This window comes from Brevibacillus sp. AY1, assembly GCF_029870785.1.
Lineage (GTDB): Bacteria > Bacillota > Bacilli > Brevibacillales > Brevibacillaceae > Brevibacillus > Brevibacillus invocatus.
The window spans coordinates 26,007-43,027 of sequence record NZ_JAFLPN010000012.1 but is presented as its reverse complement, the minus strand read 5'-3'; the positions used below and the strand labels follow the sequence as shown (position 1 = coordinate 43,027).

Here is a 17,021-nt window from a genome sequence, read left to right as displayed (position 1 = left end):
TAGTCCTTACAAGGAGTGATCATAGTGGAAAGAGTAGTTGGAACTGTTGTTAGAGGCCTTCGTTGCCCGATCATCAATCAAGGGGACAGCATCGAGGAAATCGTTGTAGATAGTGTGCTAAAGGCTTCGGAAGTGGAAGGCTTTCACATGAATGACAAAGACATCGTTACGATCACAGAGTCTATCGTTGCTCGTGCTCAAGGGAATTATGCAACGATCGATGATATTGCGAAAGATGTACGTTCGAAATTTGGAGAAGATACGGTTGGCGTTATTTTTCCGATCTTGAGTCGTAATCGTTTTGCAGTTGTTCTGCGCGGTATTGCAAAAGGCGTTAAAAAAATGGTTCTGATGCTTAGCTATCCATCAGACGAGGTAGGAAACCACTTGGTAGATTTGGATATGCTGGATGAAAAAGGAGTGAATCCTTGGACGGATGTTTTAACAGAACAGCAATTCCGTGAACATTTTGGCTATAATAAACATCCTTTTACGGGTGTGGACTATATTGATTACTATAAATCGATCGTGGAAGAATACGGTGTCGAATGTGAAGTGATTTTCTCCAATCATCCAAAGACCATTTTACAATACACCAAAAGCGTTCTGACTTGTGATATCCATTCGAGATTCAGAACAAAAAGAATCTTGAAGGCAAATGGCGGAGTCAAAATCTATAGCCTCGATAACATTTTGTCTGAGTCTATTGATGGTAGTGGATATAACGAAGCTTACGGCCTGCTGGGATCAAATAAATCGACTGAAACCAGTGTGAAGCTGTTCCCGCGTAATTGCCAGCCTATCGTGGATCAAATACAGCATCTTCTCAAAGAAAAGACGGGTAAGGATATTGAAGTCATGATTTATGGAGATGGAGCTTTTAAAGACCCGGTAGGGAAGATTTGGGAGCTCGCTGATCCTGTTGTTTCGCCAGCTTACACATCAGGACTTGACGGTACGCCCAATGAAGTCAAACTAAAATATCTTGCTGATAATAACTTTGCAGATTTAAGAGGAGAAGAGCTTAAGCAAGCGATCTCTCATTACATTAACAATAAAGATTCTGATCTTGTCGGATCGATGGAAGCACAGGGTACTACACCTAGAAAACTTACCGACCTGATCGGTTCCCTATCCGATTTAACTTCTGGCAGCGGAGATAAGGGTACGCCTGTTGTTTATATTCAAGGTTATTTTGATAACTATACAAAATAAGCGCAAGTACGCTCGCTAAAGCCTGCGCGCAACCAAATTTAGAGGCAATCTCGTACTCTGCATAGTGAGTACTTGGAGATTGCCTCTAGAATATAAACCCTTGATTTTATTCAGGAAAATAGCCTTCGGACGAATTCAGAAGACCTTCCAGCTGTGTCACCGCTGACAACAGCTCTGGTCGTGACTCCCGGTTCGCCTCGGCCAGCTTTTTCAGCTCATCGTATGCTTCAGAGAGCCGAAACAGCGGCTCAGACACATTAGGCTTCCGCTCGGAAACAGTCTCTGTCATCACCATGTTGCTTTCGAGGAAAAAGGTATCTGCCGGAACCTGCTCGATGTTGGTCTTCACATCTTGCAGCAAGGATTGAAGATCGCTTGACATGATCTCCTGGTGCTTCTGCAAATGATCTACGATGGTAAGGACATAGTCTTTTTTCGTCAAGTTGCTCGTCATCCTTTCGTCTTCCAGTCCCTCTTACTTTACCCCAAGCCATTGCCATACATTCCTAATGACCCGATGAACCCAGCGTACCTCCGACAAAATCGATTTGGATTTTGCACATGGTTGTGATACAATTTTTGTAATTCATGATGGGAGTTGAAGAGGATGTAAGTTTTCTTGCACGTAAAGTCAAACAAAACAGCGGTTTTTTTCGCATGTTTTATTTCTTTATACGCAAGAAAGTTACGATATCCTTTCTCTCATACCATATCCTGATCTGACGCCATATTTGGGTTGGATTTACTGTATGTATTCGAGCTGCGAGAAAGTAACTTTCTTGTAGCTTTTATTTTTTCATACAGGGGGTATTGTGATGTCATTAATTCAAGTCTCCAACCTGACGTTTGCCTATGAAGGCAGCTTCGATCACATATTTGAAAACGTAAATTTCCAGATCGATACCGATTGGAAATTGGGATTTACGGGAAGGAACGGCAGAGGAAAAACAACCTTTCTCAACCTGCTGCTCGGCAAGTACGACTACAGCGGCAAGATTTCTGCGAACGTCCATTTTGAGTACTTCCCTTTCCAGATCGCAAACAAGGAGCAGCAGACCTTGGATGTGATCAACGACATCACTCCAGACTATCAGCACTGGGAATTGATGCGCGAGCTTTCCTTGCTGAAGGTATCGGAGGATGTTTTGTATCGCCCTTTTGATACCCTGTCCAATGGCGAGCAAACAAAACTGCTGTTGGCTGCCTTGTTTCTGAAGGAAAACCACTTCCTGCTAATCGACGAGCCAACCAATCATCTGGACATGAATGCCCGGCAGCTTGTCAGTGATTATCTCCATACCAAAAGCGGCTATATTTTGGTGTCCCATGACCGTGCTTTTCTGGACAACTGCGTGGACCATATTCTTTCCATCAATAAGACCAACATCGAAATTCAAAAAGGAAACTTCTCGGATTGGTGGGAAAATAAACAGCGACAAGACCAATACGAGCTGGCAGAGAACGAAAAGCTGAAAAAAGACATTAAACGCTTGTCAGAATCAGCCAAACGAACGAGCAACTGGTCTCATGAAGTGGAAAAAACCAAAAACGGTACAAGGAATTCCGGCTCCAAGGTGGATAAAGGCTACATTGGCCACAAGGCAGCCAAAATGATGAAACGCTCTAAATCCATCGAGCATAGACAGCAATCGGCGATCGATGAACGATCAAAGCTCCTAAAAAATGTGGAACACGCTGACAGCTTGAAGATATCTCAGCTCGCCTTCCACAAAAACCAGCTTGCAGAGCTCGAACATGTCTCTATCAATTACGGTGACAAGACGGTTTGCACGGATGTCAGCTTCACGATTGAACAAGGGGAGCGAATTGCGCTGGCAGGGAGAAACGGCTCTGGGAAATCCAGCATTCTCAAGCTCATTTACGGTGAGGATATCCACTATACGGGTACCTTCAGAAAGGGAAGCCAGCTGAAAATATCGTTTGTTTCACAGGACACCTCGCATTTGCAGGGCAATTTGACGGACTATGCCAGAAGCAACGGAATCGATGAATCTCTTTTTAAATCGATTTTACGAAAACTCGATTTTTCCAGAGTCCAATTTGAAAAGGACATCTCGGCTTTTAGCGGCGGTCAAAAGAAGAAGGTGCTGATTGCCAAAAGCCTTTGCGAGAAGGTACATTTGCATATTTGGGATGAGCCGCTTAATTATATTGATGTTATTTCTCGCATGCAGATCGAGGAGCTTTTGCTCGAATACTCCCCGACCATTCTGTTTGTAGAGCATGACCGTGAATTTTGCCAAAATATCGCCACGAAGATCGTCGAGCTATAGGGCAAAAAAAGGAGGTAGTCAGGGACGTGTTGAGCGTTCCTTTCTACCTCTTTCCTATTGTGCTTTGCTTTCCATAAAAAGACGTTCTATCAGACTGCTATGCTGTTACGGAATGAAAAGCTGAGGAACGGTATACAACGCAGGGGTACCACCTGTATGCAAAAACAGGACACGGTCATCTGGAGTCAGCTCGCCTTTACGAATCATCCCGATCAATCCCGCCATCGCTTTACCCGTATAGACAGGGTCCAGCAATATACCTTCTGTGCGGGCAACTAGCGTCACGGCCTCTACCATCTCTTCGGTCGGAATCGCGTACCCGGCACCGACATACTGGTCATCACAGCGGACAGCATCATCTGGAATCTCTCCTTGCAGTCCTACGAGGGCAGCGGTACGATACAGCAGATCTCGCACTTGGCTCTCCTTGCCTTCCTTGGTGCCGCTGACATTGATTCCAATCACCTCTGTATGGGATTGACGAGCGAGGAAGCCTGCGACCAGTCCTGCATGCGTGCCCCCGCTCCCCGTGCCTGTAACCACGTAGTCAAACGGTGTTCCCATCTCCATGGCCTGCTGCTCGATCTCGTCTGCGCACGCCATGTAACCGAGAGACCCGATCTGGTTGGAGCCGCCGAGCGGGATGATGTACGCCTTCCTCCCCTCTTTCTCCACGGCCTGGGCCAAGGCTTCCATCGCCACCTGTATGTCACCGTCAGCAGGAATCAGCTCGATTTTTTCCACACCCATCAAGTGAAACAGCAGATGATTGCCACTCGCTTGCGGGTTGTATTCCCCCGCCTCCGGCTTCGACAACACCAGCTGGCAGCGCAAGCCTTCCCGTACGGCAGCAGCAAGAGTCAGACGGCAGTGATTGGATTGTACGGCCCCACAGGTAATCAACGTATCCGCCCCCTGCTTGATCGCATCCGCCACGAGATACTCCAATTTACGCGTTTTGTTTCCACCTGCGGTCAGTCCGAGCTGGTCGTCTCGTTTGATCCAAATAGCTGGGCCTCCCAATGCTTTCGAAAGCCGTTCCAGCTTTTGAATCGGCGTGTATCCATTTGTATAGGTTCTGCGTTCATAGCGAATCTGGTTCATGTGCCGTTCCCCTCTTTTCATGCATGGATTTCTCCTACACCATACTACACGTTCTTCTGAAAATCCTTTTTGCCCCTCTTAAAAGTTAATCCGCAGGCCAAGGCGGAGGTGTATCCCTCCAAGCTGTCTGGAGGGCAAAAAAAGCGTGTAGCGATCGCGCGCGATGTGGCCGATCGTGTGGTGTTCGTGGACAATGGCGTGATCGTAGAACATGACGACGACCTCACCCTTGGAGACAGAAAGGCTGACCCCTTTTAAAACCTCCGTGTCTCCATAGCTCTTTCGCAATGCTTTGATTTCTACGATCGGATTGTACAGACTCATCCCGAATGATTCTCCCTCCTCACCTTTGTACCTATTCACTTACATGTAAGCTTTTTGCAGCATGCTTCGCTCCACTTCCTTGAGGGTTTGAGGCAGATTGAGACTCGCCTGCTCCACGCGCTCCTCCGAAGACTTGGCATGGATGTGCTCCGGCAGATCATCTACAGTGATCACACCGTCATCTACCGTAAGCACCAGCCGCTGTACGAAATGCTCCAGCTCGCGCACGTTGCCTGGCCAGGAATAGGCAAGCAGCTTATCAATGGTCCGCTGATGAAACATAAGTCTCTTTTTATACAGATGGTTGAAGCGTTCCAAAAAGCTGAGCATGATGCCGACGACATCCTCCGCTCGTTCGCGCAGCGGTGGAATATGGATCGGAAACACGATTAGTCGAAAGTAGAGATCGGGACGAAATTCACCCATTGATCGTGAATTTCCATTCTTCGCATTACATTCATAAAGCAGGAGGCGTAAACGTTGAAAAAAGCATGTCCCTACGGAAGCCACCGTGTCCTGGAGCCTGAAGGCGTTCTGCCACAAGCCGCCTGGAAATTGGATAATACGATGCAGGTGTACGAGAATGAGCTGTTGATTGATGTAGAAATGCTCAATATTGACGCTGCCAGCTTTCGGCAAATGCTCAGTCAAGCCCAAACTCCTGATGGAATAGCCAGTCTGATCTTGCAGACCGTCCAACAGCGCGGGAAGCAGCATAATCCTGTCACCGGTTCGGGCGGTATGTTGATCGGAGTGGTACGCCAGGTCGGTAAGGATTTCAGCGAACAGGTTGAAGTCGGCACGAAAATCGCGACACTTGTCTCTCTTTCCTTGACACCGTTACAGATCGACGAGATTCATGAGATGGATATGGATACCTGTCAGGTTCGTGTCTCTGGACAGGCCATCCTGTTTCAGAGCGGCATCTTTGCGAAATTGCCTGAGGATTTGCCGCAGGAATTTGCCTTGGGATTGCTGGATGTAGGAAGACGGATGAGGGCGGAAGGTTTGCTGTAGCGTTTGAACATGCATTTGAACAGCTCGAAAAAGACCAATGGAATCTCACGTTCCCTGGTCCTTTTTTCATCATTTCACCAATTGCAGAATCCAATCTTTCAGATCAACGATTCGCAACGTCTTTGGGCGGGTGTCTGTTCCGGTTACGAGTATAGGAACGTGCGAATCTTGTTCATGCAGCGATCCGTGAGCTGCTCCCCCTCGATGGGAAGGGGAATTTTCACCTGCAAGCTCATAACCGGGCTTGACAGTGATGACCACGTATTTCCCTTCGTGAGAATGCATGGCTCCGTACAGCCTAGCCAATACGTCGGGATACTTTCCATACGTGATCCGGTTGTTTGTAATCGTCATGTCCAGCAGCCCGGGGTCGCCCGTCCATGTCCACGACTGACCGTATTCATCTACGAATTTTCCCTTTGGACGATAGGAGAATGTCTGGTTGCTTTTCCCTGCCGTAACTTGCACATTTTGACTGTCCTTCAGGGCAATGATGTCGAGCTTGTCCTCCTTTTGCAAAAGCTTCACCACCTGCGCGGGCGAGACTTGCGGGTCGATGGCATAGATATAGGACATCCGCTCATTTGCGGCAATCACCAACTGGTCTGCCACCTGCACGGGCTGACCTATTTTCGCAATGCGGTAACCAGCTAATAATGACCTCAAGTCGATGGTAGCAGCTTCTCTATCTTCCTGAACATCGGTTTGACCACTGTCTCCCATGACAATCCAGACGGCCTGATGGACGGCCTGCTCCCAGGAGCCGTATGCGTTCAGCGCGATTTGAAGCGCCTGATCCGCTTTTACGATCCCTTCAGTTTGGGCACTTCCTTTATTATGTACAGACATATCATTTTCTGGAAAGTAGGCGATGGTTACATCCGGAAGCTTGCGCTGCTCGATCAGATAAGCGATGTCCTGCGCGGAGAATTGGTTATTCAGTCCGTACTTCTTCCACAGTTGGGCATTCCGGTGATTCTGCGGGTCGAGTTGTGCCAGAGCTGCATAGGAAAGCAGGGAGGGTCCCTTGACTCGGATTTCTTCCGGCAATCGCGTGCTTTTTGCTAGATACGTCGGCACATGCAAACTGTGCTCCGTCTTCCCTCGATAGACAATCGCATTGATGGAAGCGGAATGTTTTCCTTTTTCGGCTAATTCTTCATGGATGGTCTTCGTTTTTTTGCTCAGATGGTTCTGATTTAGTTCATAGACGGAATCGATAAACTGCTGCACTTGATCAATCTTCAGCGCTTCCTTGGGTCCATTGCCGTAGTAGATCATGCGGTTTTCATTGCCACTGTACCAGACCAAGCCCGGCACCTGATGCTGGTCTGCGTATGTACCCGTCAAAAAGGTGCTGTCTATCGTTACCGACATGGTGGGAAAAGAACTTACCATCTGTGGATAGTAATGTCCTTTGGATACCAAGAACTGAAGGGCGGGAGCACGACCTTGTTGGATCGCTTCACGCAGTGGCTTGTCCATTAACGAATCGACGAGGATGACGATGACAGGCTTGGCAGCTTCGGGGGCAGAGGACTGAATTCTTTGCAGATTGGCCCGATCTTGAGGAGGTGTACTGCATCCAGCGACGAGTAGGAGTACGATCATCACGAGATACGGAAGCTTCATCGTCTTTACCAACACACTTCCCCCTTCAACCCTTTGGCCGGAAGACGAGGGCCATCAAAAAACCGAAAACAATGGCGGAAGATATGCCTGCGCTCGTCACCTCAAAAATACCCGTGATAATGCCGACCAATCCATTCGCTTCAGCCTCTGCCATCGCCCCGTGGACCAGCGCATTGCCGAAGTTGCTGATGGGGACGGTAGCACCCGCGCCAGCGAATTCGATGAGTGGATCATACAACCCAAAGCCATCCAGAACTGCGCCTGCCACAACCAAAGATGACATCGTGTGCGCTGGCGTCAGCTTTACCACATCCATCAAAAACTGACCGATCAGGCAGATCGCCCCCCCCACTAGAAATGCCCACAAAAACGTCATGGTCCCCCTCCTTACTTATCAGCTTCAATGGCTACGGCGTGCGCGATGCATGGGATGCTTTCTTTTTGCTGATAGGAAATAGGCGACAGCAACGCTCCAGTGGCGACCACGAGAATGCGGTTCCACTCCCCTTCCTTCATCCGACGCAACAGATGGCCGTAAGTGACCGTAGCGCTACAGCCGCATCCGCTGCCACCGGACCATACCGTGGGATTATCGCCGTAAATCAGCATGCCACAGTCCACATAGCGCTCAAGCGGGACGTGGACGTTGTGCTGGGGTAACAGTTCAGACAAAATGGAATGGCCGACTTTTCCAAGATCGCCCGTCACGATCAGGTCGTAATGATCATGCGGGAGCTGCAAATCCCGAAAGTGGGTTTCGATCGTCGCCAAAGCAGCCGGGGCCATCGCTCCGCCCATGTTAAACGGATCAGACATGCCCATGTCTACAATCCGCCCAATCGTGGCAGCTTGAATGCGCAAGCCAGTGCCTTTGTTTGCGACCACCGCTGCTCCTGCACCTGTCACGGTCCACTGTGCAGTAGGCGGTTTTTGCGAGCCATATTCGGTAGGATAGCGGTACTGCTTTTCCGCTGCCGCATTGTGACTGCTGGTCGCAGCGAGTACATAGTCAGCAGATCCGCTGTCTACCAGTTGAGCTGCCAAAGCGAGCCCTTCCATCGAAGTAGAGCACGCGCCGAAGATGCCCAGAAAGGGAATAGCCAGCGTCCGTGCAGAAAAATTGGCGGAAATGGTCTGATTCATCAAATCGCCAGCCAGCATGAAGTGTATCTGCTCTTTTCGAAGGCCTGCCTTTTCAATCGCTTTGTCGCAAGCCTCCTCCAGAAGAACTCGCTCCGCTTTCTCCCAGCTGTCCTGCCCGATCATGAGATGACCATGCAGGATATCAAAGTCGTCTGCCAGCGGTCCTTGTGCTTCAAATGGTCCGCCAATCGCAGAAGTACCGGCAATCACTGGCCGTGATGGAAACACCCATGACTGGTAGCCCTGGCGCATACGTTATCCTCCCATTTTGATCAGCGTTTTGATGAGTCCGACGATGAATGCGGAAGCGACACCAAATACGATGACCGATCCCGCAAGTTTAAACATATTTCCACCTACCCCCAGCACAAAGCCCTCGCTGCGGTGATCAAGCGCCGCTGAAGTAATGGAGTTGGCAAAGCCTGTCACAGGCACACTCGTTCCCGCTCCCGCCCATTGTGCAATCCGATCGTACAGCCCCAATCCCGTCAACAGGGCTGAGATGAAGATCAAGACCGCAACAGTCGGGTTCCCTGCCGTTTTTTCCGTAAAGTGAAAATAGCGAATAAAGATTTCCTGAATCGCTTGCCCCACCAGACAGATCCCCCCTCCGACGAGGAAGGCACGAGTGAAATTGCGCACCAAGGGACGCGGCGGTTCATGCCGCTTGGCCAGCTCTTGGTATTTCTGCTGAGACAGTGTAAGATTTTTCTTTTTTTCATCAGCCATCCGGCTCACTCCCTCTTAACGGATCAACAGTGGTTTGACCTGGTCGATCACTTCTTGAAGCTCTTCTGAATCGACCTGATAGGCCCGCTTCATTCGCTTGTCCTTTGTCCCTATTGCGTACAATTCCAGATCTGCCTGACATTTTTTCAAAGTGGCAAATGTCAGCTTCATGGCCTGCGGCTCCGGAACCTTTAATTTATCATCGTACAAGTCCAGGTATAGCTGCCCTCCCTTGTCTACTTGACCAAGGAAGACATTTTCCAGCGCGACCCCTGCTTTCTCCAGCTCGGCCCTTACCCAATTGCGGTTCAATCCCAGATTGGATAAAGACTCGTCCATGATCGCTCCATCCATGATCACCGCCTGGGGCTCTTCCGCTGGAGACACAATCAGTTCAAGGTGTTGAGGGGTCACTGGCTGATGCTGTGACTTGAGCAGAACACTGACATCTCCACTGGATTCCATCAAGGCGAATTCGACGTCGGCTACGCGAAAGACGTTCTTCATTCGCAGATGCTCCATCAATTCTTCCGTAGACATCCGTTCACTTTTGAGATTGTCTTCCAAAATCTTGCCGTCCTTGATCAGAATCGTGGCGTTGCCTTCTACGAAATTACGAATGTGCTTGCTTTTAAGAGAGAGCCACTCCAATAAGACCGGGAACAAGGCAAAAATGGTTAGCGCAATCAAGCTGTGGTAAATGGGACTATCCACTTCAGTAGCCATAAAAGCGGCAATGGAACCAATGGTAATTCCCACAATATACTCGATGTAGGTAATCTGTCTTATCTGTCTCTTCCCGATGATTTTGGTTAGGATAAATAGATACACAAAGGCTACGAGCGATCTTATGACGATGTCCAGCCAATCCGGCATGTTTCACTTACCTCCAATTCCCACCAGGAAAGGGAAGGGAGAGAGTCCCCTCCTCCGTCTCCTGTTTGGAAGCAATTAAAATCCTTTGTATTGTGGTTCTTCGTTTTCCAGCTCAGTAACGCGTTGTTCCAGATTGGTAATGATCGATTGCGTTTGCTCAGCTGCTTGGGTATACAGTTGTTTTGCCTGTTGGTTTTGCGTATTCAGCGCAAACGTTTCCAGGTTGGCCTGCGCACCTTTCAAGCTAGCCAGTGTTTGCTTCACCTGCGATCCTACTGTCATCTGCTCTCACCTCCAATGATAGTATCAACCATTCAAAAGAAAATTATCCCCATATATGGAGCGGGTGACTTTCATATCTTTTGGAAATAAAGGTTATTTTTAACATGAAAAAGGCGCCTTCCATTAGCAGAAGGCACCCAGGTGATTGTTTTAATGTGATGTTATTCAGAAGAGGGTTTGAAAGCAGAGGCCAAGCGAATCAAGTCCTTTTCTGATAGATTTCCAATGATTTGCAGACGGATGACCTTTCCCTTCGGATCAAGAATATGCACAGCAAGCCGTTTGACATCACTATTCTGAAATGGAGTAAGTGTAGCCACATTGTCGCTACCTGGGATCTGCATGACTTTCATATATGCAGGATATGTCTCGTGAACTCGCTCTTTTCGATTCAGAATATCCATAGTATACGTGTCAATATCTTGGGTGACAGCAGCCCACTCTCGTTCTTTTCGGAAAATGTCCCAATGCGCAAGTTTTTGGACCGGTTCCCCCAACTTCCCGTCCTTTAGTGTGAAATATTGCGTAATGAGTCCATTGGAAGAGAGGAGAGGTAGATGTGCGGCAACGGGTCGATATAGAGGGGCGCCGAAGGTTTTTTTCGTCTCTTCTGTCGTCATAACCTTCCCTCCTTTGCTAATCCTTTGGTAGTCCTCCAAAGAGGTCGTAATCACATCTGATCTTTCAGCATCTGAAGGATCACTAATTGTTATTTCTATATTTTTCCATATCCATTTTTTCTGTACGACTTCTTCTGCTTGGACAAAATCCTGAGCGAACATGACTACCATCACCATTGCTGTACATACAAACTTCATGCATGTTTTCATGTTACGGTCTCCTCTCCATGATCTGACTTGCAATGTCCAGCATTGCATCTTTGCTCATGCCTGTATCTGTCGTATGAAGAGAGAGCGACCAGTCCTGATCCATCCATCTCAATTCCTTTCGCGGCTTCCCAAACGGATCATCTCGTTCGATATACAAGCCTTCCAAACCGCTGATTTGCACCTCTTCTACCGTTTGATTAGCCCCTGGCACTGTGATCATGCCTTTGCCTTCCCAGTCCTGCTTCCATCCATTGACACGAAGCAGGTTTCCAGTTGGGTCTTCATAGGTAGCAGACACCTGGTAGTAGGTGGGCAGAGCTGGCAATGGTTCAGCTATCAGCTCCTGCTTATTTTCCAACCCCCGATTTTTCAAGCTCACTTCCAGGGATTCGTCTTTTGTATAATCGTAGCTGATCAGACCTTCTGTAAAGTCGTACGTGTCAGCAATACGTGCGGGATAATCGAGTACCCCTTGGACCAGTGTGTTTAGCTCGGACAATTCTCTTACCTTGAGCGGATTCACGATATAGATAACCTCTCCTTGCCCTGCTTCATTTTTCTGAAACACTGCTGCCGCCGTACCGGGTTTCAACCCGCTCCTAACCTCGTCGAGCTTGGCCTGCGAAGCTTGCAATTGAGCGAGTCGTTCCTTGGAAAGAGGAGGGGAAGCCTGATACTCGATCACCGTCTCTTTGGCTTGGTTCTGGATTTTGTACAAGGTTATCGATGTAAATCCCGTCGCGAAAACAAATACAAGCGTAGCGACCAAAAACCACTTGGTCTTTATGGCATTCTTGGTTGTCGATCCTTTTCTGTCTTTTCCGGCAGAATGAAGGATTCTTTCCCGCAACAAAGGGGAAAGCGGAATTGATTCGTGCTCATTACCCAAAGCATCCATTGCCTTCTTCATTCGTTCTTCCATCATGACCGATCCCCTCCCAAGCTTAATGGCTGCTGACTGACGATTTCTCGAGCTTTTATCAAAGCATGGTGCAAACGTGATTTTACGGTTCCGACAGGCAATTGCAGGATTTCGGCAATCTCATTCTGGCTACAGCCATGCCAATATTTCAGAACCAAGACACTTCGGAATTTGAACGGAAGATGCTGGATCCGTTCCATGAGCTGCTGCTGCTCCAACTGTTCGACTACCTCCTTGGAGATATCTGGTACCGTTTGCGCAGTCGCCAGCAGGTTCATTGATCAAAATGACGCAATGACTTGAATACCTCTAGATATATGTCATGAATCACATCCTCAGCGTCTTGCTTGTTGTCCAGCAGAAACGAAACTGTCTTCTTGACATCATGAATCGTCCTATCATACAGTTCACCGAAAGCCTCCCTATCACCCGCGAGTACCTGATTGATGCATACTCGCAATCCCTCGTCGATCGACCGCTCCACAATTCCACCCACTTTCCGTTGATTTACACCTCATATTGGTCATTTGCGATTGATTCGTTCAAAATGTCCCCTGCCTATTGTAATAAACTTATAGCATTATTCTCTATACGAATGATGCCAAAGGCTTTTTGAACAACGCTGGCATCATGGTACCGATGAGACTTCTCCACGAATATGAAACGGCACCGTACCATCTGGGAATTTGTCAGCGTCATGGACAAGTGGGCTCCGCTGGTTCCCGGCTACATCAGCCACGAGATCATCAATGACCGCCAGTCCACCTGGACCTTCATGGGCGACATCGGAATCATGAAGAAAAAAGTGAGCTTGAAGATAGACATCACGGCAAAGGGTGTCATGGGTCCCATGATCAACTCGATTCTCAAAACATTCGTTCCAAAGACGACGACTGATTTGGCGGAAGCCATCGCCAATCGGATCAACGAAACAGCATCGATCAAATCCTAGCCGAAAAATGGCCCCGAGTATGGGGCCTTTTTCATTGAACAAAAAAGATTTTCCGATATATCCTGCGGCATTCCTCCATACACATATCAAGATCGACAACCATCGAGGGGAAAGGAATGAGTATCCATGCCTCAGGGAATACACGAAATAGATCTCGATCTCCCGGTCCAGACGATCTGGGAGTTCGTAAGTGTAATGGAAAACTGGATTCCACTGGTTCCAGGCTACATCAGCCATGAGATTATCAATGAGCGTCAGTCCACCTGGATGTTCAATGGCGACATCGGCATTATGAAGAAAAAAATACATCTTCAGGTCGATATTACGGAATGGACACCGCCATCACTGGTGAAGTTTAACCTGACAGGAATCAACGAGAATTTTTCTGGTGAAGGCTACTTCAAGACCGCGTCACTGGGTAATCAGCGTACCAGAATGACATGTTCCCTCGACATCACAGCCAAAGGCGTAAAGGCCCCTATGATCAACTCTGTACTAAAAAGCTTGGTTCCAAAGACAACCACGGAATTGGCCGAAGCTGTCGCCAACCGGATGCTCGAAATGGCTTCCACTCCACCAACACGTTCATGACGCTACCTCTGCAGCAGACCATCGATCGGGTCCTGTCTGCAGAGGTTTTTTATTTCAAAATATTCATTGCCTTCCTAACCTCTAAACTGGTATACCTATTCATGTAAAAGAATGAACTCACGAGGAAAGGAAATGTCCCTTGACTCTGATCCTACATCCGCTGAACGGTGCCTACAAGGGCTACGACTATGCCACGTTAGGTGCAATGGCGGATGATCTTGTCATCATGGCTTACGCCTACGAAGGTGAGAAAGGTCCGGAGCCGATGAACAAAGTGGACGAAGCGATTCGCATGGCCTTGGTCCACGTCCCTAAGGAAAAACTGATTCTGGGAGTATCGATGGGAAGCGAAAATGAATCGTCGGTGAATCAGAAAATCGGCCTTGCCAAGCGATACAATCTCAAAGGCTACGCCATCTGGCGACTGGGTCTGATCAATCAAGCATCGATGGAGCAAATCAAACAGAGCGTTCAATAAATGGCGCTCCTTGGTAGGCAAAAAAGAAAGAGGCAGGATTCCCAAATGTGAAATGTGAGACGATTTAGGGAAGACGGCATCTGTCAAAAAGCTGTAAGGAGATCAAGCCGACGATGAAAATGATATCATGGAACGTAAATGGATTAAGAGCTTGCGTGAATAAAGGGTTTCAAGAGTACTTTGTGAAAATGGATGCGGATATCTTTTGTATCCAGGAAACAAAATTGCAAGAGGGCCAGATTTCGGTTGAGTTTGCTGACGGGTATCATCAGTATTGGAATTATGCGATCAAAAAGGGCTATTCCGGAACCGCTGTATTCACCAAGCAAGAGCCCTTATCTGTCTACTATGGTCTGGAAGACAACCATGAGCCAGAAGGACGGATGATCACCCTGGAATTCGATTCGTTCTATCTCGTCAACGTATACACGCCAAATGCGAAACGAGACTTGTCGAGACTGGAATACAGGCTGGAATGGGAAGACCGGTTCCGCAGCTATCTCTTGCAGCTGGACAAGCAAAAGCCAGTCATCGTGTGTGGCGATCTCAATGTGGCTCATCAGGAAATCGACATCAAAAATGCAAAATCGAACCGTGGAAATTCCGGCTTTACTGACGAAGAGCGTGGCAAGATGAGTGAACTGCTCCAATCCGGTTTTATCGACACGTTCCGGCATTTCTATCCAGATCGAACAGATGCCTATTCCTGGTGGTCCTATATGCCAAAGGTAAGAGAGCGCAACATCGGCTGGAGAATCGACTACTTCCTCTCCTCCACAAGGCTTGCCCCGTCCTTGATTGACGCCCGTATCGATGCCGATGTAACAGGCAGCGATCACTGTCCAATCATCCTGGAACTGGCTGATCTGTAGCACACGCACATACGGCTGCCTGCTGGGCAGCCTTTTTTATACTATCGGAAAGTGTTGAGTGCGCTAAAGCGCTAAAAAGATTAGCGGAAGATAGTATAAGTGCAACTAAGGCTCCGCCAAAAGCTTGGCGTAGCCAAGTTTTCTAATTGCCCACGTTTCCATTTCAAGGAATATTTTCAGATGTCATGAGAGATTCTACAACTAATGGTCAGTCCATATCCTGGAGGAATCCCATGACATTTCTGATATCGTTTCTTATCGTGGTCGTGATCGTTTTGTTTGGCGCCTTTTCTCCAGAGCTTTTTGCCAAAACAGCTACTCGCGTTCTAGACTTGACCACCACGAACTTTGGCTGGTTTTATTTGATCGTCGCCTTTAGTTTTTTGATCTTCTGTATCTATTTGGCCTTTAGCAAATACGGTCAGATCCCTTTGGGGCAGGATGACGACGAACCCGAATACTCTTTGCCTACCTGGTTTAGTATGCTTTTTAGTGCAGGAATGGGAATTGGACTTGTTTTTTGGGGAGTCGCCGAACCTGTTTCCCACTACTTTGCGCCTCCAGCAGGAGTAACAGGCCAAACGACGGAAGCAGCGCAGGTCGCTATGCGGTACGCTTTTTTCCATTGGGGACTTCATCCGTGGGGCATTTATGCCGTCATCGCGCTTTCGCTTGCCTACTTCCAATTCAGAAGAGGCTCCAAGGGGTTGATTTCTTCCACTTTTGCCCCTTTGCTTGGTGAGAGAATACATGGGCCTATCGGAAAAGCAATCGACATCCTCGCCGTGATCGCCACCGTTTTTGGAGTCGCCACCTCGCTTGGCCTTGGCACGTTGCAAATAAACGGCGGGTTGTCTCATCTGTTTGGACTTGCCTCCAATACCACCGTACAAATCGCGATCATTGCCATTATTACGGTCATCTATCTCTTGTCCTCTACCACGGGACTCGATAGAGGGATCAAGATACTCAGCAACACCAATTTGATAGTAGCATTGGCCTTGTTGCTGCTGACCCTCATCCTGGGGCCGACTTCATTTTTGTTCGACACCTTTACCAGCACGCTAGGCAGCTATTTGAACAATCTCATTTCCATGAGCTTGCGCCTCACTCCCTTTACCCAGGGGAATTGGGTTGCCAATTGGACTTTGTTCTACTGGGCCTGGTGGATCGCCTGGGCCCCATTTGTCGGCATGTTTATCGCCCGAGTGTCCAAGGGGCGTACGATCAAGGAATTCGTCATCTGTGTGATGCTCGTCCCCAGTCTGCTCAGCTTCATCTGGTTCTCTGTCTTTGGGGGTACCGCCTTGCATCTGGAAATCTTTGATCAGGCCCCGATTGGAGAGGCTGTTCAGAATGATATTTCTACCGCCTTGTTTCTCGCGCTGGAACAGCTGCCTTGGGGAACCATTCTCGCGATTGTCGCCCTGGTTCTGATCTTCACCTTCTTCATCACCTCGGCTGACTCAGCCACATTTGTCCTGGGGATGCTGTCTGCCGACGGTACTCTCGATCCATCCACTCGCGTCAAAATCACCTGGGGCATCCTCCAGTCTACGATTGCGGTGGTCCTTCTGCTCAGCGGAGGATTGGAGGGATTACAGACGGCCTCGATCGTCGCCGCACTCCCTTTCGCCGTCATCATGGTCTTGATGTGCTTCTCCTTGATGCGCGCCCTTCGTGAAGAAGAACGGTCTGCCAAAAAGAGGCGTCGGGAACAGAGCAAGAAGCTCGAAAAGCTGCTTAAGGATCTATGAAAT

The 17,021-nt window shown here is 48.4% G+C and carries 21 protein-coding genes and 1 pseudogene; 9 read left to right on the top strand and 13 right to left on the bottom strand.

Going from position 1 to position 17,021, the window contains the following annotated elements; translation table 11 throughout:
• Positions 1–24: 24 nt before the first annotated feature.
• A complete protein-coding gene (locus tag JZI27_RS12055; RefSeq protein ID WP_280207643.1) occupies positions 25–1,215 on the top strand; it encodes a coenzyme F420-0:L-glutamate ligase in 1,191 nt (396 codons plus the stop codon).
• A 106-nt stretch (positions 1,216–1,321) separates the two neighbouring features.
• Here JZI27_RS12055 and JZI27_RS12050 read toward each other — a convergent pair whose 3' ends face one another.
• Positions 1,322–1,669: a hypothetical protein gene (locus JZI27_RS12050; protein ID WP_280207642.1), complete on the bottom strand. Its 348-nt coding sequence runs from the start codon at positions 1,667–1,669 to the stop codon at positions 1,322–1,324.
• Between the two features lie 361 nt (positions 1,670–2,030).
• Between JZI27_RS12050 and JZI27_RS12045 the strand changes: the two genes are divergently transcribed.
• Positions 2,031–3,509: an Lsa family ABC-F type ribosomal protection protein gene (locus tag JZI27_RS12045; protein ID WP_280207641.1), complete on the top strand. Its 1,479-nt coding sequence runs from the start codon at positions 2,031–2,033 to the stop codon at positions 3,507–3,509.
• Positions 3,510–3,614: 105 nt separating this feature from the next.
• Here JZI27_RS12045 and cuyA read toward each other — a convergent pair whose 3' ends face one another.
• Complete coding sequence (cuyA, locus tag JZI27_RS12040; RefSeq protein WP_280207685.1) at positions 3,615–4,613, bottom strand: D-cysteate sulfo-lyase; 999 nt, start codon at positions 4,611–4,613, stop codon at positions 3,615–3,617.
• A 99-nt stretch (positions 4,614–4,712) separates the two neighbouring features.
• On the opposite strand from cuyA, the pseudogene JZI27_RS12035 reads away from it, so the two are divergent.
• Positions 4,713–4,784 (top strand): annotated as a pseudogene (locus JZI27_RS12035) (polar amino acid ABC transporter ATP-binding protein); the annotation flags it as partial.
• Positions 4,785–4,976: 192 nt separating this feature from the next.
• Here the strand turns inward: JZI27_RS12035 and JZI27_RS12030 are convergent.
• Positions 4,977–5,363: an AAA-type ATPase lid domain-containing protein gene (locus JZI27_RS12030; protein WP_251244559.1), complete on the bottom strand. Its 387-nt coding sequence runs from the start codon at positions 5,361–5,363 to the stop codon at positions 4,977–4,979.
• Positions 5,364–5,417: 54 nt separating this feature from the next.
• Between JZI27_RS12030 and kdd the strand changes: the two genes are divergently transcribed.
• A complete protein-coding gene (kdd, locus tag JZI27_RS12025; protein WP_251244560.1) occupies positions 5,418–5,954 on the top strand; it encodes an L-erythro-3,5-diaminohexanoate dehydrogenase in 537 nt (178 codons plus the stop codon).
• 69 nt (positions 5,955–6,023) lie between these two features.
• On the opposite strand, the gene JZI27_RS12020 is transcribed toward kdd, so the two are convergent.
• The 10 genes from JZI27_RS12020 to JZI27_RS11975 all read right to left on the bottom strand — a co-directional run bounded on the left by JZI27_RS12020 (position 6,024) and on the right by JZI27_RS11975 (position 12,852).
• A complete protein-coding gene (locus JZI27_RS12020) occupies positions 6,024–7,586 on the bottom strand; it encodes an alkaline phosphatase family protein (RefSeq protein ID WP_280207684.1) in 1,563 nt (520 codons plus the stop codon).
• A 25-nt stretch (positions 7,587–7,611) separates the two neighbouring features.
• Entirely contained in the window at positions 7,612–7,962 is a 351-nt protein-coding gene (spoVAE, locus tag JZI27_RS12015) for a stage V sporulation protein AE (RefSeq protein WP_122909704.1), read from the bottom strand.
• 11 nt (positions 7,963–7,973) lie between these two features.
• Positions 7,974–8,981: a stage V sporulation protein AD gene (spoVAD, locus tag JZI27_RS12010; RefSeq protein WP_280207640.1), complete on the bottom strand. Its 1,008-nt coding sequence runs from the start codon at positions 8,979–8,981 to the stop codon at positions 7,974–7,976.
• A 3-nt stretch (positions 8,982–8,984) separates the two neighbouring features.
• Entirely contained in the window at positions 8,985–9,458 is a 474-nt protein-coding gene (gene spoVAC, locus JZI27_RS12005; RefSeq protein WP_122909706.1) for a stage V sporulation protein AC, read from the bottom strand.
• Positions 9,459–9,473: 15 nt separating this feature from the next.
• Complete coding sequence (locus JZI27_RS12000) at positions 9,474–10,334, bottom strand: DUF421 domain-containing protein (protein WP_280207639.1); 861 nt, start codon at positions 10,332–10,334, stop codon at positions 9,474–9,476.
• A gap of 75 nt (positions 10,335–10,409) precedes the next feature.
• Positions 10,410–10,616, bottom strand: coding sequence for a DUF1657 domain-containing protein (locus tag JZI27_RS11995; protein ID WP_122909708.1), 207 nt, complete (start codon positions 10,614–10,616; stop codon positions 10,410–10,412).
• A gap of 161 nt (positions 10,617–10,777) precedes the next feature.
• Entirely contained in the window at positions 10,778–11,446 is a 669-nt protein-coding gene (locus tag JZI27_RS11990) for a hypothetical protein (protein WP_280207638.1), read from the bottom strand.
• A gap of 1 nt (position 11,447) precedes the next feature.
• Positions 11,448–12,371: a hypothetical protein gene (locus JZI27_RS11985; protein ID WP_122909711.1), complete on the bottom strand. Its 924-nt coding sequence runs from the start codon at positions 12,369–12,371 to the stop codon at positions 11,448–11,450.
• Positions 12,368–12,586, bottom strand: a complete 219-nt coding sequence (locus JZI27_RS11980; RefSeq protein ID WP_280207637.1) for a sigma factor-like helix-turn-helix DNA-binding protein — start codon at positions 12,584–12,586, stop codon at positions 12,368–12,370. Before JZI27_RS11980 ends, JZI27_RS11985 begins: the two co-directional genes overlap by 4 nt.
• Before the next feature lie 56 nt (positions 12,587–12,642).
• Positions 12,643–12,852 (bottom strand): sigma factor, encoded by a 210-nt coding sequence (locus JZI27_RS11975; protein ID WP_280207636.1) that lies wholly within the window; start codon positions 12,850–12,852, stop codon positions 12,643–12,645.
• 174 nt (positions 12,853–13,026) lie between these two features.
• On the opposite strand from JZI27_RS11975, the gene JZI27_RS11970 reads away from it, so the two are divergent.
• The 5 genes from JZI27_RS11970 to JZI27_RS11950 all read left to right on the top strand — a co-directional run bounded on the left by JZI27_RS11970 (position 13,027) and on the right by JZI27_RS11950 (position 17,018).
• Entirely contained in the window at positions 13,027–13,320 is a 294-nt protein-coding gene (locus tag JZI27_RS11970) for an SRPBCC family protein (RefSeq protein WP_122909713.1), read from the top strand.
• Positions 13,321–13,446: 126 nt separating this feature from the next.
• Positions 13,447–13,911, top strand: coding sequence for an SRPBCC family protein (locus JZI27_RS11965; protein ID WP_251244565.1), 465 nt, complete (start codon positions 13,447–13,449; stop codon positions 13,909–13,911).
• Between the two features lie 139 nt (positions 13,912–14,050).
• The gene (locus JZI27_RS11960) at positions 14,051–14,389 is read left to right on the top strand and encodes a glycoside hydrolase family 18 protein (protein WP_338075401.1); all 339 of its coding nucleotides are present in this window, start codon (positions 14,051–14,053) and stop codon (positions 14,387–14,389) included.
• A 113-nt stretch (positions 14,390–14,502) separates the two neighbouring features.
• Entirely contained in the window at positions 14,503–15,261 is a 759-nt protein-coding gene (locus JZI27_RS11955; protein ID WP_251244566.1) for an exodeoxyribonuclease III, read from the top strand.
• Between the two features lie 233 nt (positions 15,262–15,494).
• Complete coding sequence (locus JZI27_RS11950; protein WP_122909716.1) at positions 15,495–17,018, top strand: glycine betaine uptake BCCT transporter; 1,524 nt, start codon at positions 15,495–15,497, stop codon at positions 17,016–17,018.
• Positions 17,019–17,021: the final 3 nt, after the last annotated feature.